Origin of the sequence: Hydrogenophaga sp. NH-16 (genome assembly GCF_004006415.1) — a bacterium.
In the GTDB taxonomy this organism is placed as follows: domain Bacteria; phylum Pseudomonadota; class Gammaproteobacteria; order Burkholderiales; family Burkholderiaceae_C; genus Hydrogenophaga; species Hydrogenophaga pseudoflava.
In genome coordinates this window covers 3,026,686-3,048,403 of sequence record NZ_CP029344.1, presented here as the reverse complement: position 1 = coordinate 3,048,403, position 21,718 = coordinate 3,026,686, and the positions used below count along the sequence as shown (strand labels likewise).

General features: G+C 64.6%; 16 protein-coding genes and 5 tRNA genes. 15 read left to right on the top strand and 6 right to left on the bottom strand.

The window, feature by feature from the left end; translation table 11 throughout:
• Positions 1-10: 10 nt before the first annotated feature.
• Positions 11-712 carry a Crp/Fnr family transcriptional regulator gene (locus DD542_RS14665; protein ID WP_164868406.1) on the bottom strand — a complete coding sequence of 234 codons (702 nt, stop codon included), beginning with the start codon at positions 710-712 and terminating at the stop codon, positions 11-13.
• A 303-nt stretch (positions 713-1,015) separates the two neighbouring features.
• Between DD542_RS14665 and DD542_RS14660 the strand changes: the two genes are divergently transcribed.
• Positions 1,016-1,807, top strand: coding sequence for a HAMP domain-containing sensor histidine kinase (locus DD542_RS14660; protein ID WP_127806143.1), 792 nt, complete (start codon positions 1,016-1,018; stop codon positions 1,805-1,807).
• Here the strand turns inward: DD542_RS14660 and hpnC are convergent.
• Complete coding sequence (gene hpnC, locus DD542_RS14655; protein ID WP_241559562.1) at positions 1,782-2,666, bottom strand: squalene synthase HpnC; 885 nt, start codon at positions 2,664-2,666, stop codon at positions 1,782-1,784. The genes DD542_RS14660 and hpnC overlap by 26 nt on opposite strands.
• A gap of 201 nt (positions 2,667-2,867) precedes the next feature.
• Here hpnC and DD542_RS14650 point away from each other — a divergent pair, with 201 nt between their 5' ends.
• From DD542_RS14650 to DD542_RS14590, 13 genes are all read left to right on the top strand, one after another.
• Positions 2,868-3,980 (top strand): efflux RND transporter periplasmic adaptor subunit, encoded by a 1,113-nt coding sequence (locus tag DD542_RS14650; RefSeq protein WP_066151558.1) that lies wholly within the window; start codon positions 2,868-2,870, stop codon positions 3,978-3,980.
• Between the two features lie 8 nt (positions 3,981-3,988).
• The gene (locus tag DD542_RS14645; RefSeq protein ID WP_127806141.1) at positions 3,989-7,144 is read left to right on the top strand and encodes an efflux RND transporter permease subunit; all 3,156 of its coding nucleotides are present in this window, start codon (positions 3,989-3,991) and stop codon (positions 7,142-7,144) included.
• An 86-nt stretch (positions 7,145-7,230) separates the two neighbouring features.
• Positions 7,231-7,317 (top strand) — tRNA-Leu (locus DD542_RS14640).
• Between the two features lie 68 nt (positions 7,318-7,385).
• Positions 7,386-8,696, top strand: a complete 1,311-nt coding sequence (gene tig / locus DD542_RS14635) for a trigger factor (protein ID WP_066151554.1) — start codon at positions 7,386-7,388, stop codon at positions 8,694-8,696.
• A 196-nt stretch (positions 8,697-8,892) separates the two neighbouring features.
• Entirely contained in the window at positions 8,893-9,510 is a 618-nt protein-coding gene (gene clpP, locus DD542_RS14630; RefSeq protein ID WP_066151552.1) for an ATP-dependent Clp endopeptidase proteolytic subunit ClpP, read from the top strand.
• A gap of 149 nt (positions 9,511-9,659) precedes the next feature.
• Complete coding sequence (gene clpX / locus DD542_RS14625) at positions 9,660-10,925, top strand: ATP-dependent Clp protease ATP-binding subunit ClpX (RefSeq protein WP_066151550.1); 1,266 nt, start codon at positions 9,660-9,662, stop codon at positions 10,923-10,925.
• 75 nt (positions 10,926-11,000) lie between these two features.
• Positions 11,001-13,433 carry an endopeptidase La gene (gene lon / locus DD542_RS14620; RefSeq protein WP_127806140.1) on the top strand — a complete coding sequence of 811 codons (2,433 nt, stop codon included), beginning with the start codon at positions 11,001-11,003 and terminating at the stop codon, positions 13,431-13,433.
• A gap of 86 nt (positions 13,434-13,519) precedes the next feature.
• Positions 13,520-13,595 (top strand) — tRNA-Gly (locus DD542_RS14615).
• A gap of 71 nt (positions 13,596-13,666) precedes the next feature.
• Positions 13,667-13,740: transfer RNA gene (locus tag DD542_RS14610), tRNA-Cys, on the top strand.
• Positions 13,741-13,756: 16 nt separating this feature from the next.
• Positions 13,757-13,832, top strand: a tRNA-Gly gene (locus DD542_RS14605).
• A 133-nt stretch (positions 13,833-13,965) separates the two neighbouring features.
• A tRNA-Leu gene (locus DD542_RS14600) sits at positions 13,966-14,054 on the top strand.
• Between the two features lie 52 nt (positions 14,055-14,106).
• A complete protein-coding gene (locus tag DD542_RS14595) occupies positions 14,107-14,730 on the top strand; it encodes a DUF6806 family protein (RefSeq protein ID WP_066151545.1) in 624 nt (207 codons plus the stop codon).
• 3 nt (positions 14,731-14,733) lie between these two features.
• Complete coding sequence (locus tag DD542_RS14590) at positions 14,734-16,026, top strand: MFS transporter (protein WP_127806139.1); 1,293 nt, start codon at positions 14,734-14,736, stop codon at positions 16,024-16,026.
• 13 nt (positions 16,027-16,039) lie between these two features.
• Here the strand turns inward: DD542_RS14590 and murI are convergent, their stop codons facing one another.
• From murI to DD542_RS14575, 3 genes are read right to left on the bottom strand one after another with little or no spacing between them, the layout of a single operon-like run.
• The gene (gene murI / locus DD542_RS14585) at positions 16,040-16,810 is read right to left on the bottom strand and encodes a glutamate racemase (protein WP_347232078.1); all 771 of its coding nucleotides are present in this window, start codon (positions 16,808-16,810) and stop codon (positions 16,040-16,042) included.
• Between the two features lie 41 nt (positions 16,811-16,851).
• Entirely contained in the window at positions 16,852-18,390 is a 1,539-nt protein-coding gene (locus DD542_RS14580; RefSeq protein ID WP_079365643.1) for a fumarate hydratase, read from the bottom strand.
• A 37-nt stretch (positions 18,391-18,427) separates the two neighbouring features.
• The gene (locus tag DD542_RS14575; protein WP_066151536.1) at positions 18,428-19,030 is read right to left on the bottom strand and encodes a TIGR00645 family protein; all 603 of its coding nucleotides are present in this window, start codon (positions 19,028-19,030) and stop codon (positions 18,428-18,430) included.
• A gap of 184 nt (positions 19,031-19,214) precedes the next feature.
• On the opposite strand from DD542_RS14575, the gene acs reads away from it, so the two are divergent.
• Positions 19,215-21,209 (top strand): acetate--CoA ligase, encoded by a 1,995-nt coding sequence (gene acs / locus DD542_RS14570; protein WP_079365644.1) that lies wholly within the window; start codon positions 19,215-19,217, stop codon positions 21,207-21,209.
• Positions 21,210-21,311: 102 nt separating this feature from the next.
• On the opposite strand, the gene DD542_RS14565 is transcribed toward acs, so the two are convergent.
• Positions 21,312-21,617: a c-type cytochrome gene (locus tag DD542_RS14565; RefSeq protein ID WP_066151532.1), complete on the bottom strand. Its 306-nt coding sequence runs from the start codon at positions 21,615-21,617 to the stop codon at positions 21,312-21,314.
• Between the last annotated feature and the right edge of the window lie 101 nt (positions 21,618-21,718).

Below are 21,718 nucleotides of genomic sequence, written 5' to 3'. Positions count from 1 at the left end.
GCGGCGCCCGCTACCCCTCGGCAAACACGCGCTCGTGACCCGGCGCCAGGGTCACGTGCCAGCGGTCGTTGCGCTGCAGGTGGCCCTGGTCTTCCAGCTGCCGCAGCGTACGCGCCACCGACTCGCGTGTGGTCCGCAGCAGTTCGGACAAGGCCACGTGGCTGGGGATGCGGACCATGCGGGTGCCCTGTTCGTGCGCCAGCAGCATCAGCGAAGCCACCAGCTGGCGGTGCAGGCCCCGCAGCCGCATCGTCTGTCCCCAGTCGGCCAGGCGGGCGACGGTCCGGCAGATCTGCTCGTGCAGGGTGTCCTGAAGCACCGGGTCCTTGACCAAGGCGCCGAGCATGGCCGCGACCGGCACGTCGCAGATCCGTCCGGGCGACAGCGCCTGCGCCCCGACCTGCGTGGTCTGGCCGAGCAGGCCCATCAGCCCCATGAGATGCCCGCGCCCGACCAGCGCCACCGGACGCGGCACATGGTCTGGCCCCGAGCGGGTGAGCATCACCGTGCCCAGCTTGATGGTGCGCACCATTTCAACCTCCGCGCCTTCGGCCTGCAAGACCTCGCCTTTGCGGAACCGCTGTTCCCGGATCAGCGGGCCCAGACGGTCCTGCTGCGGGCGCGGCATCTGGCCGATCAGGCAGCTGATGCGCGCCGCGCAGTCCAGGCAGGGCAGCGGCGGATCGGTGAAAGGTGGTTCTGAGGGCGACATGATCGTGCGGTTCGCCGCGGCCGGCGGGGAGCTTGGTTTTGACGGACCGTTCCTGATCCATCGGCGCGTCCCTCCCGGGCTTGAGGTCTGCTGCACTTCTCGCCCGGGAGAACCCCGGGTTTGCCACAGAGGCCCGGATGGCGGCATCACAAACTGCGCGTGCCGTCACATTCGTAATGAATAAATGCATCCGAGTTGGGTCCTGGCTGCAAGGACGCAAAGGTTTGCACGTCGACAGCGGTTAGTGTCGGGCGCTTGCCACATGCAGGGTTTTCGCCTTCTTCCGGACGCCGCCTTCCTGTCATGACTTCGCCCAGAGATTCCCACCACCCGCTCGCGCTGCGTTCGGACCCGGCGTCGCCGTCGGGAACCGGCACCGTGGGTGATCCGGCCATCGCCGCACGGCTGGCATCGGCCGAGCAGACCCTGCGGGACATTTCCCATGCGCTGGCCCACGACCTGCGGACCTCGCTGCGGCACGTGGCGAGCTACGCCCAACTGCTGGGCGACCCGTCATACGCAGGGCAGCCGGGCCAGGTGACCCGGCTGTCACACAAGGTGATGGATTCCACTCGGCGGCTGCAGCACCTGATGGAGTCGGTCTCCGCGCTGGCGCGGCTGCAGGCGGCGGATCTTCATCCGGTCCGTGTGGACGTGAACCAGATGGTGCAGGTGGTCCTCCGGGACCTTCAGCTGGGCCAGCGCAGCCATCCGGTGTCGTGTGTGCTGTCACCGGGGCTGCCGCCCGCCTTCGCGGATGCGGCACTGCTGCGCCGGGTCTGGGAAGAGCTGCTGGACAACGCGCTGCACCACGCTCTCAGCCATGATCGGCCCCGCATCGAGGTGAGCTGCGAGGCGGTGCCGGGTGGCCATGCCTATTTCGTGCACGACAACGGTCTGGGGTTCGAGCCCGAGAAAGCGACCGAGCTGTTTGGGCTGTTCCAGCGCGCGCGGGGCGCTCCGGCTCCTGGCCTGGGGGTGGGGCTGGCCCTGGTGCGGCGCATCGTCGAATGCCACGGGGGCCGGGTCTGGGCCACTGCCCGTCCCGGCGAAGGCGCCCGATTCGGTTTCAGCCTGCCGGTTGGCGGGGGTTGAGGTTCGCTCCGGACACCGCCCGCCAGAGCATCAGCGGCAGGTCGGCCTTGCCGACAGTCGGTCGCTGCAGCCAGCTTCGGTGGTCGATGGCGGCGATCTTGTCCAGGATGCGCAGGCCGCCCTGGACCACCAGGCGCAGCTCCCAGCCGGCCCGTCCGGGAATGCGGCGCGCCAGCGGCGCCCCTTCGAGCATCAGCGCCCGGGCTTCTTCGCACAAACGGCGCACCACCTGTCGGCAGCGCTCCTGCACCTCGGGCGGCGCGCCGGCCGAGAAGTTTTCCAGCCGCAGACCCTGGCCCTGCAGCGCATCGGCGGGCAGGTAGTGCCGCCCCCGGGCGTGGTCCACCGAGATGTCCTGCCAGAAGTTGATCAGCTGCAGCGCGCTGCACACCGCATCGCTCTGGAGCAATGATTCATCGTCGTGGATGCCATAGAGATGCAGGAGCAGCCGTCCGACTGGATTGGCCGAGAGGCGGCAGTAGGCCAGCAGTTCGGCGGTGTCGGCATACACATGGCCGCTGTCGGTGTGGCGGATGTCCTGTTCGAATGCGCTGAGCAGGTCGTGCAGCAGATCGCCCGGCAGCCGGTGACGCTCGGTCGCCCGGGCCAGCGGACCGAACACCTGGGGCCACTGCGCCGCATCCGGGGGCTGAGCGGGCGACGCCAGGCAGCGCGCCAGCGCTGCGCGGTAGGCCGAGAGCTGGTCCAGCCGCTCGGACGCGGTGGCCGGGCCCTCGTCGGCAATGTCGTCGGCGGTTCGCGCGAAGTGGTAGATCGCCACCACCGCCGGACGGATCGCCGCCGGGCAGAGCCAGGACGCCACCGGAAAATTTTCATAGTGACCGACCTCGGTGGTCATTGGGCTGGCGGACGGTGGCATGGGCGGCGGGCGCTGCAGGGGTTGACGGGGACGGGGCGGAGACAGGGTGTTGTGGCGGGCACAGTCGCCGGATTGTGCGTCTACACCAGAACGCCGATCGCGCTAGAATTGATTACTAACCGGTCAGTCATTAATATGACTGCCGATTCACTGCTTCTCCCAACGCTCTCCGCTTTTGCCATGAAGACACTGTTGCATGTCCCTGTCCTGGTGGTTGCCCTGTTGCTGGGCGCCTGTTCCCGTCCCGAAGTGCCCCAGGAACCGGTGCGGGCGGTGAAGCTGATGACGGTGTCCCGCGCGGCGGTGCAGTCCCAGAGCGGATACGCGGGCGAGATCCGGGCACGCACCGAATCGCGCCTGGGCTTCCGCGTCGGCGGCAAGCTCGTGCAGCGGCCGGTGGAAGTGGGGCAGCGTGTGGTGCCGGGGCAGTTGCTGGCCCAGCTGGACGCGCGGGACCTGGCGCTCGTGGCCCAGGCCGCACAGGCCCAGATCGTCGCGGCGCAGACCCAGCGCGACCTGGCCGCCGCCGACTTCAAACGGTTCTCCGACCTGAAGGCACAGGGTTTCGTGAGCGGTGCCGAAATCGAACGCCGCCAGGCCGCCCTCGACGCGGCGGAGGCGGCGCTGCGCCAGGCCCGCGCCCAGGGCGCGGTGCAGGGCAACCAGGCCGGCTACGCCCGGCTGCTCGCCGATGGCCCAGGTGTGGTGCTGTCGGTGGAGGCCGAGGTGGGACAGGTGGTGGCCGCCGGAGCGCCGGTGGTCCGGCTGGCGCGCGATGGCGCGCGCGACGCCGTGATCGCAGTGCCGGAAGACCGGGTGGCGCGGCTGAAGGTCGGCCAGGCGGCCCAGGTGCGGCCGTGGACCTCGGGCCAGGTGTCGCCAGAGCCGCTGGCCGCCCAGGTGCGCGAGATCGCCGCCAGCGCCGACCCGCTGACGCGGACCTTCCAGGTCAAGCTCGGCCTGACCGCCGATGCGAGCGTGGCGCTGGGCAGCACCGTGTCGGTGGTGTTCGCCGACGACGCCACCGCCGCACCGGCCGTGTCCGCACCGGTGCGCCTGCCCACCAGCGCCCTGATCCAGGCGAACGGAGGGGGCAAGGACACAGCGGTCTGGGTATTCGACCCCGCCAGCAGCCGGGTGAACATGCGCCCTGTGGTGGTGTCGGGCGCCGAGGGCAACGAGATGCTGGTGGTGTCGGGCCTCAAGGAGGGCGAAGAAATCGTCGCGGCCGGTGTGCACGTGCTCTCGCCCGGCCAGCAGGTCACCCGCTTTGCCGCGGCCCAGAAACCCTGAGGTGGACGATGAGCCTGAGCCATCCCAACCCCTCCGACGCGCAGGACTCCTGGATCTCGCGCCTGAACCTGTCCCAGTGGGCGCTGGACCACCAGGCCTTCACCCGCTACCTCATGATCGTGCTGATGCTGCTGGGCATCGCGGCCTACTTCCAGCTCGGGCAGGATGAAGACCCGCCGTTCACCTTCCGTGCCATGGTGGTGCGCGCCTACTGGCCGGGCGCCACCGCGCAGGAAGTGTCCGAACAGGTGGCCGACCGCATCGAGAAGACGCTGCAGGAGGTGCCCTATGCCGACAAGATACGCAGCTACTCCAAGCCGGGTGAGACCCTGATCCTGTTCCAGGTGCGCGACAACTCACCGGCGGCCGAGATTCAGCAGATCTGGTACACGGTGCGCAAGAAGGTCGGCGACATGCGGCCGACCTTGCCGCAGGGCGTGGTCGGGCCCTTCTTCAACGACGAGTTCGGCGACGTGTTCGGCGTCATCTACGCGCTGCAGGGCGAGGGCTTTTCTCCGGCCGAACGCAAGAGCGTGGCCGACGAGGTGCGCCAGAAGCTGCTGCGCGTGAAGGACGTGAACAAGGTCGAGCTGTTCGGCGTGCAGGACGAGAAGCTCTTCATCGAGATCTCGCACCAGCGGCTGGCCACCCTGGGGCTGGACATGCAGCAGGTGCTGGCGGCGCTGGGCCAGCAGAACGCGGTCGAGCCCGCCGGCACCGTGCAGGCGCCGCACGATGTTCTGCAGGTGCGCGTGGCCGGGGCCTTTGGCTCGGTCGACCAGCTGCGGGCCATGCCGATCCGCGCCGCCAACGGCACGCAGCTGCGACTTGGCGACATCGCGCAGATCCGCCTGGGTTATGCCGATCCGCCGCAGGTCATGGTGCGCCACAACGGTCTGGACAGCATCGCCTTGGGCATTTCCATGACCAAGGGCGGCGACATCATCGCGCTGGGGAAGGCGCTGGAGACTGCGCTGGCCGACATCCGCGGGCATCTGCCGGCGGGCATGGAACTGGTGCAGGTGCAAGACCAGCCCAGTGCCGTCAGTCGCTCGGTCAACGAGTTCGTCAAGGTGCTGATCGAAGCGGTGCTGATCGTGCTGGCGGTCAGCTTCGTGAGCCTGGGCCTGCACCGCCGCGAAGGTGGCACCGGCCTGCGCCGCTACGTGCTGGACGTGCGTCCCGGTCTGGTGGTGCTGATCACCATCCCGCTGGTGCTGGCGATCACCTTCCTGGCCATGCGCTACTGGAACATCGGCCTGCACAAGATCTCGCTGGGTTCGCTGATCATCGCGCTGGGGCTGCTGGTGGACGACGCGATCATCGCGGTCGAGATGATGGTGCGCAAGCTGGAGGAGGGTTATTCCATGATGAAGGCGGCCACCTTCACCTGGGACGCGACCGCGATGCCCATGCTCACCGGCACGCTGATCACGGCGGCAGGCTTCCTGCCGATCGGGCTGGCCAACTCGACCGTTGGCGAATACACCTTCGCGATCTTCGCGGTCACCGTGATCGCGCTGGTCATTTCGTGGGTGGTTGCCGTGATGTTCGTGCCGTACCTGGGCGTGCGGCTGCTCAAGGTCAAGGTCCACACCGGGCCGGCGCACGAGGTGTTCGACGGCCCGTTCTACGTGAAATTCCGGGCACTGGTGAACTGGTGCGTCGAGCACCGCTGGATCACCATTGGCCTGACCATCGCCACCTTCGTGCTGGGCATGGCCGGCATGGGCAAGGTGCAGCAGCAGTTCTTCCCCGACTCGGCCCGGCCCGAGGTGCTGGTCGACATCTGGCTGCCCGAGGGTGCCAGCATGACCGCGATGGACGAGGTGGCGCGGCGTGTCGAGACCCGGCTGGCCCGCGAGCCCGGCGTGCTGAGCGTCAGCACCTGGGTGGGTTCTGGCGTACCGCGCTTCTACCTGCCGCTGGACCAGATCTTCCCGCAGACCAACGTCTCCCAGATGATCCTGCTGCCGGAGGACCTCGCGGCCCGTGAGCGCATCCGCAAGGCGCTGCCCGAGCTGCTGGCCACCGAGTTTCCCGAGGTGCGCGGGCGGGTGAAGCTGCTGCCCAACGGCCCGCCGGTACCGTACCCGGTTCAATTCCGCGTGGTGGGTACCGACCCGGTGGTGCTGCGCGGGCTGGCTGACGAGATCAAGGGCCTGATGCGGGCCAGCCCCAGCATGCGTGGCGTCAACGACAACTGGAACGAGTCGGTGAAGGCGCTGCGTCTGGAGGTGGACCAGACCAAGGCGCGCGCGCTGGGCGTGTCCAGTCAGTCGATCGCCAATGCCACACGCACCATCCTGAGCGGCAGCACCGTCGGCCAGTACCGCGACGGCGACAAGCTGATCGACATCGTGCTGCGCCAGCCGCTGTCCGAGCGCGATGCGATCACCAGCCTGGAGAATGCCTACATCCCGACCGCCAGCGGCAGGAGCATCCCGCTGTCACAGATCGCGAAGCCGGTGTTCGGCTGGGAGCCGGGCGTGATGTGGCGCGAGAACCGCGACTACGCGATCACGGTGCAGGGCGACGTGGTCGAGGGTCTGCAGGGCGCCACCGTGACCGCCGAGCTGCTGCCGGCGCTGCGCCAGGCCGAGGCCGGCTGGCTGGCTAAAGGGCTGACAGGCTACCACGTGCAGGTGGCCGGTGCGGTGGAGGAGAGCAGCAAGGGCTCCTCGTCGATCGCCGCCGGCCTGCCCATCATGCTGTTCATCACCTTCACATTGTTGATGCTGCAGCTGCAGAGCTTCAGTCGCTCGCTGCTGGTGTTCCTGACCGGGCCGCTGGGCTTGGCCGGGGTGGCGGGCGCGCTGCTGCTGCTCAACCGCCCGTTCGGCTTCGTCGCGCTGCTGGGCGTGATCGCCCTCATGGGCATGATCCAGCGCAACTCGGTGATCCTGATCGATCAGATCGAACAGGACCGCGCCCGCGGCGTGCCGGCCTGGGACGCCATCGTCGAAGCCGCGGTGCGCCGCATGCGGCCCATCGTGCTGACCGCCGCGGCGGCCGTTCTGGCCATGATCCCGCTCTCGCGCAGCGTGTTCTGGGGGCCGATGGCGGTGGCGATCATGGGCGGACTGATCGTAGCGACCGTGCTCACGCTGCTGGCCCTGCCGGCGATGTACGCCGCCTGGTTCCGGGTGCGGAAGGACACCTGAGCACGGATACAATAGAAGGTTGCCGTCGGCGGCGCCCGTGCATCCAGGTGGTCGCCTGCGACGCCTGTGGGCGCCGCGTGTCAGGCGCGCGGGTGGCGAAATTGGTAGACGCACCAGGTTTAGGTCCTGACGCCAGCAATGGTGTGGGGGTTCGAGTCCCCCCCCGCGCACCACAGCACCGACAGACAGATCCTCACCGGCCGGCCCCGCTGGTCGACCGCCTTCCTGATTGGAGATAACCATGACCGTGACCGTTGAAACCCTGGAGAAGCTGGAGCGCAAGATCACCCTGACGCTGCCGGCCGACGTGATCCAGAACGAAGTGGCCAAGCGCCTCAAGCGCCTGGCCCGCGATGTGAAGATGGACGGTTTCCGTCCGGGCAAGGTGCCCATGAACGTCGTGGCCCAGCGCTACGGCTATTCGGTGCACTACGAGGTCATGAACGACAAGGTCGGGGAGGCCTTTGCCAACGCCGCCGGCGAAGCCAAGCTGCGCGTGGCCGGCCAGCCCCAGATCACCGAGAAGGAAGGCGCCCCCGAAGGCCAGCTGACCTTCGACGCGGTGTTTGAGGTGTATCCCGACGTGAAGATCGGCGACCTGTCGACCGCCGAGATTGAAAAGGTCAGCACGGAAGTGAGCGACGCGGCCATCGACCGCACCCTGGACATCCTGCGCAAGCAGCGCCGCACCTTTGCCCAGCGCGCAGCCGACCAGGCGGCCGCCGACGGCGACCGCGTGACCATCGACTTCGCCGGCAAGATCGATGGCGAACCCTTCGAAGGCGGCAAGGCCGAAGGCTTCCAGTTCATCGTTGGCGACGGCCAGATGCTCAAGGAATTCGAAGACGCCGTGCGCGGCATGAAGTCGGGCGAGTCCAAGACCTTCCCGCTGCCGTTCCCGGCCGACTACCACGGCAAGGACGTGGCCGGCAAGACGGCGGACTTCCTCGTGACAGTCAACAAGATCGAAGCCGCTCACCTGCCCGAGGTGGACGAGGCACTGGCCAAGTCGCTGGGCATCGCCGACGGCACGGTCGAAGCCCTGCGCTCCGACATCAAGAAGAACCTGGAGCGCGAAGTCAAGTTCCGCGTCCAGGCCCGCAACAAGCAGGCTGTGATGGACGCCCTGGTGGCCAAGGCCGAGCTGGACCTGCCCAAGTCGGTGGTGCAGTCGGAAGTCGATCGGCTGGTGGAAGGCGCCCGCGCCGACCTCAAGCAGCGTGGCATCAAGGACGCCGACAAGGCCCCGATCCCCGCCGAGCTGTTCCAGGAGCAGGCCGAGCGCCGCGTGCGCCTGGGTCTGGTGGTGGCCGAGCTGGTGCGTGCGCACGAGCTGCATGCCAAGCCTGAGCAGATCAAGGCCCATATCGAAGAACTGGCTTCTTCCTACGAAAAGCCGGCCGATGTGGTGCGCTGGTACACCAGCGACAACCGCCGCATGGCAGAGGTCGAGGCGGTGGTGATCGAGAACAACGTCACCGAGTTCGTGCTGTCCAAGGCCAAGGTCACCGACAAGACCGTGGGCTTTGACGAGCTGATGGGCCAGGCCTGAGGGTCTGCGCGGCGCTCGTCGCCGTGACAGCGCATCGGAAGGGCGGAGTGATCCGCCCTTCTTGTTTTGGGCCACACCTTGTGTTTTGACGCGGGCACGCCATATGCAAGCCTTGGGCAAAACCGACGCCCGGATCGCGGCTTTGCCGGGTTGGTTACAGTAGTGACATTCACGCACTCACACATTGGAGAAACGCATGAGCGCAATGGACATTCAGGGTCTGGGCATGGTGCCCATGGTGATCGAGCAGTCGGGCCGCGGCGAGCGCGCTTACGACATCTATTCGCGCCTGCTCAAGGAGCGCGTGATCTTCCTGGTGGGGCCGGTCAATGACCAGTCCGCCAACCTGGTGGTGGCGCAGCTGCTGTTCCTGGAGAGCGAGAACCCGGACAAGGACATTTCCTTCTACATCAACTCCCCGGGCGGCTCGGTCAGCGCCGGCATGGCGATCTTCGATACGATGAATTTCATCAAGCCCGATGTGTCGACGTTGTGTACCGGCATGGCCGCCAGCATGGGCGCCTTCCTGCTGGCCGCCGGCGCCAAGGGCAAGCGTTTCGCGTTGCCCAACTCCAAGATCATGATTCACCAGCCGCTGGGCGGTACCCAGGGCCAGGCCACCGAGATCGAGATCCACGCCCGCGAGATCCTCAAGACCCGCGAGCAGCTCAACAAGATCCTGGCCGAGCGCACCGGTCAGCCGCTGGACAAGATCGAGCGCGACACCGAGCGCGACTACTACCTGTCGGCCGCCGAGTCGGCCGAGTACGGACTGATCGACAAGGTGATCGACAAGCGCCCTGTGGCGGGTTGATTGGTTTCGCAGTCAAGACCATCATGGAAAAGAGGCCTTCTGACGGCGGATTTCGCCCTGAATGGGGTCCTTTTCCTTGGTTTCGGGCCCGGCGGGCTTGATCTATCATTGTTTCCAACTTTCCCACTAGGTAGTCCCACCTCCAGACCATGGCCGACAAAAAAGCCGCTTCCGGCGAAAAGGCACTCTATTGCTCGTTCTGCGGCAAAAGCCAGCATGAGGTGAAGAAGCTCATTGCGGGACCGTCGGTGTTCATCTGCGACGAATGTATCGACCTTTGCAACGACATCATTCGTGATGAACTTCCCGGCCTGGAATCGGTCAAGGCCGCGTCCGACGACCTGCCCACGCCGGCAGACCTCAAAAACAATCTCGACAGCTACGTGATCGGTCAGGAAGCTGCCAAGCGTGCCCTGGCGGTGGCGGTCTACAACCACTACAAGCGCCTGCGGCACAAGCAGTCCGCACGCAAGGACGACGTCGAGCTGGCCAAGAGCAACATCCTGCTGATAGGGCCCACTGGCTCTGGGAAGACACTGCTGGCCCAGACCATGGCGCGCATGCTCAATGTGCCGTTCGTGATGGCCGACGCCACCACGTTGACCGAGGCCGGCTATGTCGGCGAGGACGTCGAGAACATCGTTGCCAAACTGCTGCAGAGCTGCAACTACGACGTTGAGCGTGCGCAGCAAGGCATCGTCTACATCGACGAGATCGACAAGATCACGCGCAAATCGGACAACCCGTCGATCACCCGCGACGTGTCGGGTGAGGGGGTTCAGCAGGCACTGCTCAAGCTGGTCGAGGGCACCATGGCCAGCGTGCCGCCACAGGGTGGCCGCAAACACCCCAATCAGGATTTCCTGCAGGTCGACACCACCAACATCCTGTTCATCTGTGGCGGCGCGTTCGCAGGTCTCGAGAAGATCATCGAGAACCGCACCGAGGCGTCTGGCATGGGCTTTGGCGCGGTCGTCAGGAGCAAGCAGCAGCGCAGCCTGACAGAAGCCTTCAAGGATATCGAACCGGAAGACCTGATCAAGTTCGGATTGATTCCGGAGCTGGTGGGCCGGCTGCCGGTGATTGCCAGTCTGGCCGAGCTCAGCGAGGACGCGCTGGTCGAAATCCTCACCGAACCGAAGAACGCGGTGGTCAAGCAGTTTTCCCGGCTGTTAGCCATGGAAGGGGCCGATCTCGAAGTGCGACCCGCGGCGCTCAAGGCCATCGCCCGCAAGGCGCTGGCACGGAAGACGGGTGCCCGAGGCTTGCGTTCCATTCTGGAAAACGCGCTGATCGACACCATGTTCGAGTTGCCGGGGATGAGCAATGTGGAAAAGGTGGTGGTCGACGAGTCCACCATCGAAGAAAACAAGCCCCCCCTGCTGGTGTACCGCGAGGCGGCCAAGCAGGCCTGATTGCGTGCGTCGAGAGGGCGAGAGCAAGCGGAGTGCGACACCCGCTTTCGCCCGTCAAACATCTAGAGGTCTGAAATGTCCGGACAAATCCCCCTGCCCAGCACGCCCGTAGACCTGCCACTGTTGCCTTTGCGCGATGTGGTGGTCTTTCCCCACATGGTGATTCCGCTGTTCGTCGGTCGCCCCAAGAGCATCAAAGCGCTGGAGGCGGCGATGGAGGCCGAGCGCCGAATCATGCTGGTGGCACAGAAAGCCGCCGCCAAGGACGAGCCATCCACGGACGACATGTTCGAGATGGGGTGCGTCGCCACCATTCTGCAGATGCTCAAGCTGCCCGACGGCACCGTCAAGGTGCTGGTGGAGGGGGTCCAGCGCGCCAAGGTGCTGTCGATCGTGGACGGTGAGAGCCACTTCGTAGCCCACGTCACGCCTATCGATCCGGCGCAGGAGCGCTCGGTGACACAGAACAATGAACTCGAAGCGCTGCGCCGCGCCGTGATGCAGCAGTTTGACCAGTACGTCAAACTGAACAAGAAGATTCCATCCGAGATCCTGACCTCGATCTCCAGCATCGACGATCCGGGGCGTCTGGCTGACACCATCGCCGCGCACCTGCCTCTGAAGCTGGAGTCCAAGCAGGTGGTGCTGGATCTCGATCCGATCAACAAGCGGCTTGAAAATCTGTTCGAGCAGCTCGAGCGCGAGGTCGACATCCTGAATGTCGACAAGAAGATCCGTGGTCGCGTCAAGCGCCAGATGGAGAAGAACCAGCGCGACTTCTACCTCAACGAGCAGGTCAAGGCGATCCAGAAGGAGCTTGGCGAAGGCGAAGAGGGCGCGGACATCGAGGAAATCGAGAAGAAGATCAAGGCCGCCAAGATGCCTGCCGAAGCGCGCAAGAAGGCCGAGGCCGAGTTCAAGAAACTCAAGCTGATGTCGCCCATGTCGGCCGAGGCCACGGTGGTGCGCAACTACATCGACGCGCTGGTGGCGCTGCCCTGGAGCAAGAAGACCAAGATCAAGCACGATCTGGCGTTTGCCGAGGGGGTCCTGAACGAAGACCACTATGGTCTGGAGAAGGTCAAGGACCGGATTCTTGAGTACCTCGCGGTGCAGCAGCGCGTGGACAAGGTCAAGGCTCCTATTCTGTGTCTGGTCGGTCCTCCGGGCGTGGGCAAGACATCGCTCGGGCAGTCGGTGGCCAAGGCCACCGGGCGCAAGTACGTGCGCATGGCGCTGGGCGGCATGCGCGACGAGGCCGAGATCCGCGGGCATCGTCGCACCTACATCGGCGCCATGCCTGGCAAGGTGCTGCAGAGCCTGTCCAAGGTGGGTACCCGCAATCCGCTGTTCTTGCTGGACGAAATCGACAAGCTGGGAACCGACTTCCGGGGCGACCCGTCGTCGGCACTGCTGGAGGTGCTCGACCCCGAGCAGAACCACACCTTCGGTGACCATTACGTCGAGGTCGACTTCGATCTGTCGGACGTGATGTTCGTGGCGACGTCTAATTCGATGAACATCCCGCCGGCCCTGCTGGACCGCATGGAAGTGATCCGTCTTTCTGGCTACACGGAAGACGAAAAAACCAACATTGCCATGCGCTATCTGCTGCTCAAGCAGGTGAAGAACAACGGCATTCGCGATGGCGAACTGGAGGTCAAGGAAGAGGCGGTGCGGGACATCGTGCGCTACTACACCCGCGAGGCTGGTGTGCGTTCACTGGAGCGGGAGCTCTCCAAGATCTGCCGCAAGGTGGTCAAGGGTTTGCTGCTCAAGAAATACACCCCCACGGTGGTGGTCGACGCCGACAACCTGAGCGACTTCCTGGGGGTGCGCAAGTACACGTATGGCCGGGTCGAGCAACAGAACCAGGTCGGGCAGGTGGTGGGCCTTGCGTGGACCGAAGTGGGCGGTGACCTGCTGACCATCGAGGTCGCCATCATGCCTGGCAAGGGCGGCACCATCCGCACCGGCTCTCTGGGTGATGTGATGAAGGAGTCTGTAGAGGCTGCGCGCACCGTGGTTCGAAGCCGTGCCCGACAGCTGGGCATCAAGGATGAGCAGTTCGACAAGCGCGACATTCACATCCATGTTCCGGATGGCGCCACGCCGAAGGACGGCCCGAGCGCGGGGGCGGCCATGACCACCGCCCTGGTATCTGCACTCACAGGCATACCGGTCCGGGCAGATGTCGCGATGACGGGTGAGATCACCCTTCGGGGCGAGGTCACGGCCATTGGTGGCCTGAAGGAGAAGATGCTGGCTGCGCTCCGCGGTGGGATCAAGACGGTCATCATTCCTGAAGAGAATGTCAAGGACCTTGCCGAGATACCCGACAACGTCAAGCAAGGGCTTGAGATCGTTCCGGTCAAATGGATCGACAAGGTGCTGTCCATTGCCTTGGAGCGCCAGCCGGTGCCCTTGACCGATGAAGAGGTGGCAGCTCAAGTGGCCGCTGCCGCGGGTAGTGCCCCTGCACCGGCACCTGGAGCCGTCAAGCACTGAGCAAAAAAAGTGTGGGCCTTGAAAAAGGCTCGTTTTTTGCGCTAGAATTTCAGCTTCTGACGAACATCACCAAACGTCAGAAACATGCGGGAATAGCTCAGTTGGTAGAGCGCAACCTTGCCAAGGTTGAGGTCGCGAGTTCGAACCTCGTTTCCCGCTCCAGTTTAAAAAAGGGAAGCCCGGCTTCCCTTTTTTGTCGGTTGCATCAACGCGGTCCTCGCGTCGGTGAATCTGGCGCGATAGCAAAGCGGTTATGCAACGGATTGCAAATCCGTCTAGTCCGGTTCGACTCCGGATCGCGCCTCCAGTCACTCTGGAGATTTGCGGGAATAGCTCAGTTGGTAGAGCGCAACCTTGCCAAGGTTGAGGTCGCGAGTTCGAACCTCGTTTCCCGCTCCATTCATCAAAAACGGGAAGCAACGCTTCCCGTTTTTTCTTTGGTTCGATGCTGTCCGCCAGACGTGCGAAGGCGCTGCCTCTCGGCTCGCTGCAGTGGTCCCCGGGATGAACCTGCGACAATGCCTTGCAGTCCGCCTCGATGGTGAAATTGGTAGACACAGCGGACTTAAAATCCGCCGACCCTAACCGGTCGTACCGGTTCGATTCCGGTTCGAGGCACCACGCCCACCGCCCGACTATGCGTGGGGCGCTTTCGCCGCTACAGTGAGTTTCCATGACCCGATACAACGCGCCTTTTGAAATCCATGTGCATGGGGACGTTCCTCTGCGCGAGGATGTGGCCTACGCCCAGATTCAGGACGCGCTCAAGCCCCTTTGGCAGTATGCCGGTGCCCGTTCCCTGGCTGCTGCTGCCGAAAGTGCCTATGAGGACGAGCCGGGTATCCGATTTGACGCACAAGAGCATGTGCTGCAGATGTGCTGGACAGTCCCCGGTGATGACGACTTCCGGCAGGTGATCGAAGAGGCCTGCATGGGCCTGAATGAAATCGCCTCCGCCGGAGCCCCGATCGAGGTGTCTTTCTACGACACCGAGTTCGACGAAGAAGAGGCGCCCGAAGACGAAGAGGCGCGTGACGACTTCATGATGTGCTTTGTGGGGCCAACCCCGGCAGCGATCATGCAGGTCCAGCGCGATCTGCTGGTGCAGGACGTGGTCCATATCATGGAGCGGCATTTCGATGCATCGGAGCTCAACGATGTGGTGGCCTCGATTGACCGCCTGTTCAACCAGCGTTTTGATGCCTTGGTGAACTCGATGCAGCTGGGGCGTCCTCCCCGTGGCCACGGTGGATCATCGGGGCATGGGGGAGGCCGCAAGCCGCGCCATCTTCACTGACGCATGTCGCAGACGGCCGCCGGAGCCCTGAACCCTGGCGTGCGAAAGCGCGAGGTGTTTGCATGGGCCATGTACGACTTCGCCAACTCCGGATACACAACGGTCGTTCTCACGGCCGTTTTTTCTGCCTATTTCGTGGGTGCCGTGGCCGGCAGTGCTCCTTGGGCTACATTCGCCTGGACGGCGAGCCTGAGCCTCTCCTACGCCATCGTGATGCTCACCATGCCTATGGTGGGGGCTTGGGCCGACCGTCATGGTGCCAAGAAGCGTTTGCTGGCTGTCAGCACCGTGGGGTGCGTCGTGTCGACGATGGGGTTGTCACAAGTGGGGCCGGGGGATGTTGCCTTGGGTGTTGTCCTTATCGTGCTGTCCAATGTGTTCTTCTCGTGGGGAGAGTCGTTGAGCGCGGCCTTCCTCCCCGAACTGGCGCGTCCGGAGGCCTTGGGGCGGGTCAGTGGTTGGGGCTGGAGTTTTGGTTACCTCGGCGGCATGCTGGCGCTGGGATTGAGCCTGGTGGTGGTGATCCAGTCGCAGGCGGCCGGTGAGCCGGCGACGCAGTTCGTTCCCATGACCATGTGGATCACCGCGGGCGTGTTTTCGATTTCATCCTTGTGCACGTTTGCCTGGTTGCGAGAGCGCGCGCCCCGTCGTTCCGGCGGTGGACTGGGGCAGGCCTGGTCGCAGTTGCTGACCACTTACCGAAGATCCCGCCGGTACCGCGACTTCATGTGGCTGCTGGGCTGTGCGGTGGCCTACCAGGGCGGTGTGGCTGTCACGATCGCGCTGGCCGCCATCTATGCGGAGCAGGTCATCGGTTTCGTTCAGCAGGAAACCATGGTGCTGATCTTCGTGCTGAACATTGCCGCCGCGGTGGGGGCGTTTGTCTTTGGTCATTGGCAGGACCGGATCGGCCACAAGCGCGCGCTGAGCGTGACGTTGCTGGGCTGGGTGACAACCTGCGTGATCGCTGCCCTCACGACGACCAAAGGGGGATTCTGGTACGCAGCGGCCATCGCCGGTCTGTGTATGGGGTCCAGCCAGTCGGCAGGGCGGGCGCTGGCGGGGTTGTTTGCGCCCGCGGCTCAGCTGGCGGAGTTCTACGGTCTGTGGACCTTTGCCACACGACTTGCCAGCATCATCGGGCCGTTGACCTATGGCCTCATCGCCTGGGGTACAGGCGGCAATCAGCGGCTGGCGATCGCCTCCACGGCGGTCCTGTTCGTGGCCGGATGGCTGTTGTTGCAGCGGGTGGATGTCGAGCGCGGTCGACGGGCTGCGTTGGCGGCGGAAGCCTGAGCCCAGGCTCGGCTCAGCAGATGAACTGCTGACCTGGGACATTCAGTCCCAGCCACCGGAGGGCCGCGCGGGCCAGAGGTTCTGGGTCGCCGGTGGAGAGCAGCGTGACGCCAGGGTGCGAGCCAGAGGCGTGTGGGCGGTCTGGCAAATCTTTCAGCACCGCCTGTGTGCGTTTGGCCACCGGAACACCGGTCTCGACCAGCGCGACCTCCGGGCCTGTCAGCGCACGAATGACGTCGGCGGCGAAGAGGTAGTGGGTGCAGCCCAGCACCAGGGTGTCGATGGCCGGTAGATCCTCCCGGTCGGTTTTGAGCATCTCCCAGTAGCGCTTACAGAGGCTTTTTATGGCGGCTTTGTCGTCGCGCTCAATGGCATCGGCCAGACCGTCACAGGCCTGGCTGCTGAAGTGGAGCGGTGAGTCCGAGCCGCTTTCCAGGCGCTGCCGCAGCCGGGAGTACCGTTCGCTTTCGACCGTTCCTCGTGTGGCCATCACGCCTACGTGACCGGTTCGTGTGAGGGCTGCGGCCGGTTTGAGCGCCGGCTCCACCCCCACGATGGGCCAGTCTGCATGCTCTGCGCGCAGGCCTTCGATGGCCAGCGCCGTGGCCGTGTTGCAGGCCACCACCAAGGCGTCGATGCCGAAGTGGTGGCGCAGGCCCTCCGTGATCCGGTGGGCGCGTTCGGCGATCTGTTGCGGGCTTCGTTCGCCATAGGGTGCATGGGCGCCGTCCGCGAGGTACACGAAGTGCGCCTGCGGGATCTCCGCCAGCAGCGCGCGCAGCACGCTCAAGCCCCCGACACCACTGTCGAAAACGCCGATCGTCTTCAAGCGGCGGCGACGGTGATGCCTTTGAACTCGCCGGTGGCGATGCGCTTTTCCCACTCGGCGGGGCCTGTGATGTGGGCGCTGGTGCCGCCGGCATCCACGGCCACCGTCACGGGCATGTCGACCACGTCGAACTCATAGATGGCTTCCATGCCCAGGTCGGCGAAGCCCACCACCTTGGCGGCCTTGATGGCCTTGGACACCAGGTAGGCGCTGCCACCCACTGCCATGAGGTAGGCACTCTTGGCATCCTTGATCGCCTCGATGGCGGTCGGGCCGCGCTCGGCCTTGCCGACCATGGCGATGAGACCCGTCTTCTCCAGCATCATGCGGGTGAACTTGTCCATGCGGGTCGCGGTGGTCGGGCCGGCTGGGCCGACCACTTCCTCGCGCACCGGATCGACCGGGCCCACGTAGTAGATGACGCGGTTGGTGAAGTCCACCGGGAGTTGCTCGCCCTTGGCCAGCATGTCCTGGATGCGTTTGTGTGCAGCATCGCGGCCGGTCAGCATCTTGCCGTTGAGCAGCAGGGTTTGTCCCGGCTTCCAGCTGGCCACTTCTTCCTTGGTCAGCGTGTTCAGGTCCACCCGCTTGGACTTGTTGTAGTCGGGCGCCCAGTGCACGTTGGGCCAGAGGTCCAGGCTGGGCGGGTCCATGTAGACCGGGCCGGAGCCGTCCATCACGAAGTGGGCGTGGCGCGTGGCCGCACAGTTCGGAATCATGGCGATGGGCTTGCTGGCCGCGTGCGTCGGGTAGGTCTTGATCTTGACGTCGAGCACCGTGGTCAGGCCGCCCAGGCCCTGGGCGCCGATGCCCAGCGCATTGACTTTCTCGTACAGCTCGATGCGCAGCTCTTCGAGCTTGTTCTGCGGGCCGCGCTGCAGCAGCTCGTACATGTCGATGTCGTCCATCAGAGCTTCCTTGGCCAGCAGCGCCGCCTTCTCGGCGGTGCCGCCAACGCCGATGCCCAGCATGCCCGGCGGGCACCAGCCGGCGCCCATGGTGGGCACGGTCTTGAGCACCCAGTCGACGATGTTGTCGCTGGGGTTGAGCATGTAGACCTTGGACTTGTTCTCGGAGCCACCACCCTTGGCTGCGACGATGACATCGACCTTGTCACCGGGCACGACCTCCATGAACACCACGGCCGGCGTGTTGTCCTTGGTGTTCTTGCGTTCGAAGATCGGGTCCGACAGCACGGAGGCTCGCAGCTTGTTGTCGGGGTTGTTGTAGCCGCGGCGCACGCCTTCGTCGATGGCGTCTTGGATGCTGCCGGTGAAGCCTTCCCATTTCACGTCCATGCCGATCTTGAGGAACACATTGACGATGCCGGTGTCCTGGCAGATCGGGCGTTTGCCTTCGGCACACATGCGGCTGTTGGTCAGGATCTGCGCGATGGCGTCCTTGGCAGCAGCGCTCTGCTCGCGCTCGTAGGCGCGGGCCAGGTGAGCGATGTAGTCGGCCGGGTGGTAGTAGCTGATGTACTGGAGGGCGGCGGCAATCGACTCGATGAGGTCGTTCTGGCGGATGGTGGTCATGGGGCGTTTCCGGGGATGGTTCTTGGGGGCAATCGGATCAGTGATCAGGCGTTTCGGCCACCGGGTGCATGATCCGGTCGGTGGCGGCAATCGCCATGGCGCTGAGCAGGAAGACCACATGGATGATGGTCTGCCACATCAGCACCTTCTGGTCGTAGTTGGCGGCGTTGATGAAGGTTTTGAGCAGGTGGATCGAACTGATGCCGATGATGGCGGTGGCCAGCTTGACCTTGAGGACCGATGCGTTGACGTGGCTCAGCCACTCCGGCTGGTCGGGGTGGTTTTCCAGGTGCATGCGGCTGACGAAGGTCTCGTAGCCGCCGACGATGACCATGATCAGCAGGTTGCTGATCATCACCACGTCGATCAGCGCCAGCACCACCAGCATGATGATGGTCTCGTTCAGGGCGGTGACCTCGAAGCCGTCCTTGTAGCCGATGCTCTTGACCAGGGCGGCGAGCGCGTTCTGATTGCCGAAGGCTGCTTCGATGAGGTGAACCAGCTCCACCCAGAAGTGGAATACATAGATGGCCTGTGCCGCGATCAGGCCGATGTACAGCGGCAGCTGCAGCCAGCGGCTGGCGAAAATCAGGTTGGGCAGGGCGCGCGTGGAACCGGGGGTTTTGACGGGGTCGCTCATGGGCAGGGTAGGGATTAGACTGGCGCTGGCTCAAGGCTTGCGCACTGTGCGGAATTGTAGAAGCCCCCGCCACCTGGGTCCCTGAAAATGGTCTCAGGATGCGCCAGTCCATGTAAGTGGCTCGTAAGAGCCCTTGCGCACATTCGCCGGGTTCTTTGTTCCCCATCCCAGAGGAGACCTGTACATGTCCACGCCTTCGTCGTCGATTGAATCCACCCTGGTCGAAAACCGCGTCTTCGAACCGTCCGAGGCCATCCGCAAGGCCGCCCGGATTTCGGGGATGGACGCCTACAACGCCCTGTGTGCCGAGGCCGAAAAAGACTTCGAAGGCTTCTGGGCCCAGCGCGCCCGCGAGACCCTGACCTGGAGCAAGCCCTTCACCAAAGTGCTGGACGAGTCCAACAAGCCGTTCTACAAGTGGTTTGAGGACGGCGAACTGAACGCCTCGTTCAACTGCCTGGACCGCCACATGGGCACGCCGGTTGAGAACAAGACCGCGATCATTTTTGAAGCCGACGGCGGGGAGGTCACCAAGGTCACCTACAAGGAACTGCTGGCCAAGGTGTCGCAATTTGCGAATGCGCTGAAGGCGCGTGGCGTGAAGAAGGGCGACCGCGTGGTCATCTACATGCCCATGACCATTGAGGGCGTGGTGGCCATGCAGGCCTGTGCCCGCATCGGCGCCACCCACAGCGTGGTGTTCGGCGGCTTCTCCGCCAAGGCGCTGCAGGAGCGCATCCAGGACGCTGGCGCCGTGGCCGTGATCACCGCCAACTACCAGCTGCGGGGCGGCAAGGAGCTGCCGCTCAAGTCAATCGTGGACGAAGGAATCGCCATGGGCGGCTGCGACACGATCAAGGACGTGATCGTGTTCCAGCGCACACCCACCGCCTGCAACATGGTGGCGGGTCGTGACAGCTTCATGCACGACGTGATGGCGGGGCAGTCCACCGACTGTCCGGCCGAGATGGTCGGTGCCGAGCACCCGCTGTTCGTGCTCTACACCTCCGGTTCCACCGGCAAGCCCAAGGGTGTGCAGCACAGCACCGGGGGCTACCTGCTGTGGGCCAACCTGACCATGAACTGGACCTTCGACCTGAAGGACAACGACGTGTTCTGGTGCACGGCCGACATCGGCTGGATCACCGGCCACAGCTACGTCGCCTACGGCCCGCTGGCTGCCGGCGCCACCCAGATCGTGTTCGAAGGCGTTCCGACCTACCCGAACGCCGGCCGCTTCTGGCAGATGATCGAAAAGCACAAGTGCACGATCTTCTACACCGCACCGACGGCCATTCGCTCGCTGATCAAGGCTGCCGAAGGCGACGAGAAGGTGCATCCGAAGAACTGGGACTTGACCAGCCTGCGTCTGATGGGCTCGGTGGGCGAGCCCATCAACCCCGAAGCCTGGATGTGGTACTACAAGCACGTGGGTGGCGAGCGTTGCCCCATTGTGGACACGTTCTGGCAGACCGAGACCGGTGGCCACATGATCACCCCGCTGCCGGGCGCCACGCCGCTGGTGCCGGGTTCCTGCACGCTGCCGCTGCCGGGCATCACCACCGCCATCGTCGACGAGACGGGCAACGACGTGCCCAACGGCGCGGGTGGCATTCTGGTGGTGAAGAAGCCCTGGCCCTCAATGATCCGCACCATCTGGGGCGACCCCGAACGTTTCAAGAAGAGCTACTTTCCCGAAGAACTCAAGGGCTACTACCTGGCTGGCGATGGTGCCGTGCGCAGCGCCGACCGGGGTTATTTCCGCATCACAGGCCGTATCGACGACGTGCTGAACGTGTCGGGCCACCGCATGGGCACGATGGAAATTGAGTCGGCCCTGGTGGGCAAGACCGACCTGGTGGCCGAAGCCGCCGTGGTGGGCCGTCCGGACGACCTGACGGGTGAAGCCATCGTGGCCTTCGTGGTGCTCAAGCGCTCGCGCCCCACCGGCGACGAGGCCAAGGCCATCGCCAAGGAACTGCGCGACTGGGTGGGTAAGGAGATTGGCCCGATCGCCAAGCCCAAGGACATCCGCTTTGGCGACAACCTGCCCAAGACCCGTTCGGGCAAGATCATGCGCCGCCTGCTGCGCTCGATCGCCAAGGGCGAGGCCATCACCCAGGACACCTCCACGCTGGAAAACCCGGCGATCCTGGACCAACTGTCGGAAAACAACTGATCTTCTTGGAGCTGCCCTGGTGCCTGCACAACGGCACCGGGCGACAAAAAAGCCCGCTGGGTTCCAGCGGGCTTTTTGTTGGCGTGTACTGTGCGAAGTGGCTTACTTCTGGCTCAACACCCAGGCAGCCAGCTTCTTGGCTTCGGCATCGCTGACTTGCGTGTTGGCCGGCATGGGAATCGCACCCCAGACGCCGGAACCACCCTTGACGATCTTGCCGGCCAGCATGTCGACGGCCTTGGCATCGCCCGCGTACTTCTTGGCCACATCCTTGTAGGAGGGGCCGACCAGCTTCTTGTCGACCGCATGGCAGGCCATGCAGTTCTTGGCAGTGGCCAGAGCCTGATCAGCCATGGCGGAGGTGGAGATAGCGGCCATCGCAGCCATAATCATCAGAGCGCGTTTCATGGTGTTGTCCTCGTGGGAATAAGTGAGAAGCTCACGAGCCGCGATTCTAGCGAGTCGGTCGGGGACGCCCCATGCTTCTTTACAGAAGTTTGCCCGTCTTT

Coding starts and splice junctions, on each gene's coding strand:
- DD542_RS14665 (WP_164868406.1), bottom strand. CDS start 712: ATGTCGCCCTCAGAACCACCTTTCACCGATCCGCCGCTGCCCTGCCTG.
- DD542_RS14580 (WP_079365643.1), bottom strand. CDS start 18,390: ATGACCACCATCCGCCAGAACGACCTCATCGAGTCGATTGCCGCCGCC.
- clpP (WP_066151552.1), top strand. CDS start 8,893: ATGAGCGCAATGGACATTCAGGGTCTGGGCATGGTGCCCATGGTGATC.
- lon (WP_127806140.1), top strand. CDS start 11,001: ATGTCCGGACAAATCCCCCTGCCCAGCACGCCCGTAGACCTGCCACTG.
- DD542_RS14575 (WP_066151536.1), bottom strand. CDS start 19,030: ATGAGCGACCCCGTCAAAACCCCCGGTTCCACGCGCGCCCTGCCCAAC.
- DD542_RS14660 (WP_127806143.1), top strand. CDS start 1,016: ATGACTTCGCCCAGAGATTCCCACCACCCGCTCGCGCTGCGTTCGGAC.
- clpX (WP_066151550.1), top strand. CDS start 9,660: ATGGCCGACAAAAAAGCCGCTTCCGGCGAAAAGGCACTCTATTGCTCG.
- hpnC (WP_241559562.1), bottom strand. CDS start 2,666: ATGACCACCGAGGTCGGTCACTATGAAAATTTTCCGGTGGCGTCCTGG.
- acs (WP_079365644.1), top strand. CDS start 19,215: ATGTCCACGCCTTCGTCGTCGATTGAATCCACCCTGGTCGAAAACCGC.
- DD542_RS14590 (WP_127806139.1), top strand. CDS start 14,734: ATGTCGCAGACGGCCGCCGGAGCCCTGAACCCTGGCGTGCGAAAGCGC.
- DD542_RS14650 (WP_066151558.1), top strand. CDS start 2,868: ATGAAGACACTGTTGCATGTCCCTGTCCTGGTGGTTGCCCTGTTGCTG.
- DD542_RS14645 (WP_127806141.1), top strand. CDS start 3,989: ATGAGCCTGAGCCATCCCAACCCCTCCGACGCGCAGGACTCCTGGATC.
- DD542_RS14595 (WP_066151545.1), top strand. CDS start 14,107: ATGACCCGATACAACGCGCCTTTTGAAATCCATGTGCATGGGGACGTT.
- tig (WP_066151554.1), top strand. CDS start 7,386: ATGACCGTGACCGTTGAAACCCTGGAGAAGCTGGAGCGCAAGATCACC.
- DD542_RS14565 (WP_066151532.1), bottom strand. CDS start 21,617: ATGAAACGCGCTCTGATGATTATGGCTGCGATGGCCGCTATCTCCACC.